Source organism: Bacillus sp. GMs2/2 (genome assembly GCF_050172095.1).
In the GTDB taxonomy this organism is placed as follows: domain Bacteria; phylum Bacillota; class Bacilli; order Bacillales; family Bacillaceae_G; genus Bacillus_A; species Bacillus_A cereus.
This window is the reverse complement of sequence record NZ_JBNLYE010000598.1, coordinates 1-1,794: the sequence shown is the minus strand read 5'-3', so window position 1 is coordinate 1,794 and position 1,794 is coordinate 1. Positions and strand designations below refer to the sequence as shown.

Here is a 1,794-nt window from a genome sequence, read left to right as displayed (position 1 = left end):
TTAATCATTATAGATTAATATAATGATTAATAATTATTGATAGGAGGATTGATGTAATGAAAATATTTCAAAAAATGTGTGCGTCAACTGTAATCATTACAACACTTTTAGGAACAGGAGGCACTATCAATAGTGTATATGCTGATTCTATAGAACAGCAGAGTAAATTAGGGATAGAACAAGAAACAGATAAGCAAATCATTGTAAAATTTAAAGCGGATTTGGATTTGCCATATGAAGATGGTATTGAAAAACGAATACAATCTCAAACGAATGATAAAGTAATAAAAGATCTTTTGACAGAATATCCAGATGTAACATTTACTCGTTTATTCACATCTGTAAGCCCAGAACAAATACAAAACCTTGAAGTGAAAGCACCTAATCATGTATCTACAAGTTTATTAAACTACTATATTCTTCAAAATCAAAATAGTGGGTATGAAGAAATAGTAGATAAGTTAAAGGCATCTTCTTTAATAGAAGATGCGTATATGAAGAAACAAGAGAAAATAATGCCACCTGAAGTGCAATCATCAAGTGTAGCCCTTAATCCTAATAACAATCCTAGATTTAAAAAACAAGGTTATCTTGAAGCAGCCCCATACGGTATTAATGCGCCTTTCGCCTGGGGAATTCAAGGCGGTAATGGAAATGGTATTACTTTTGTTGATATGGAATACGGATGGCTATTAAATCATGAGGATTTATTACATCAAAATATTGAATTAATGTCTGGAAGAAATATAAATCAGCATGTCGGTCATGGGACGTCTGTACTAGGAATTGTATCCTCTGAGGACAATGAAGTCGGGAATATTGGGATTGCGCCAAAAGCGAAAGCAAAGGTTATCTCTCAAATAAGAGATAACGGACAGTATAATACGGCTGATGCAATATTAAGCGCTGTAAATCAGTTAGAAGCTGGGGATGTTTTATTATTAGAGGCGCAAGCATCTTTTGATGGATATGGTGATAAATATTTACCTGTTGAAGTACAACCAGATATTTTTGATGCAATTCGTGCTGGTACAGATAAGGGAATTGTAATTATAGAGGCTGGAGCAAATGGGTGGAATGATTTAGATCAGTTCAAAGATAGAAAAGGTAAGCAAGTCTTAAATCGTAATAGTAAAGATTTTAAAGATTCGGGTGCAATTATGGTAGGAGCTGGCTCTTCATCTTTCCCTCATGAACGTATGTGGTTTTCGAATTATGGAAGCCGTATTGATGTGTACGGATGGGGAGAAAATGTAGATACAACTACAGCCGAGCAAAGTAGAAGTGCTGTAAATCTTTATACTTCAAGCTTTAGCGGAACATCTAGTGCCTCGCCAATTATTGCTGGGGCAGCGACTTTAGTACAAAGCATTGCTAAAGAAAATTTAGGACAACCATATAGACCAAGTGAACTAAGAGCAATATTAAGCAACCAGAGCACAGGAACAAAATCTAAAGATCCATATGCAGATAAAATTGGTGTTTTACCAGATTTGAAGTCTATACTAGTAAATTTAGGTTATGAACAAAGAAAACCAAACGGTGGGAATGAGTTACAAGTAACAGAAAATGAACCAAACAATGAGCCTAGACAGGCAAATAAAGTTAACTTTCATACACCGGTGAAAGGAACGCTACATAATAGTGATAGAGTAGATGTATTTACTTTCCAAATTGACTCACCGGAAAATATTAATATTTCTCTACTAAATGAACAAAATATCGGAATGACATGGGTACTTCATCATGAATCAGATTTAAATAACTATGTAGCATATGGTGAAAATGAAGGAA

1 protein-coding gene is annotated in these 1,794 nt (G+C 34.4%); it reads left to right on the top strand.

All coding sequences use genetic code 11. From position 1 onward, the window contains the following. Positions 1 to 56: 56 nt before the first annotated feature. Positions 57 to 1,794, top strand: a 1,738-nt coding sequence (locus ACQGS6_RS27755; RefSeq protein ID WP_426965978.1) for a S8 family peptidase, incomplete at its 3' end; no start/stop codon positions are given.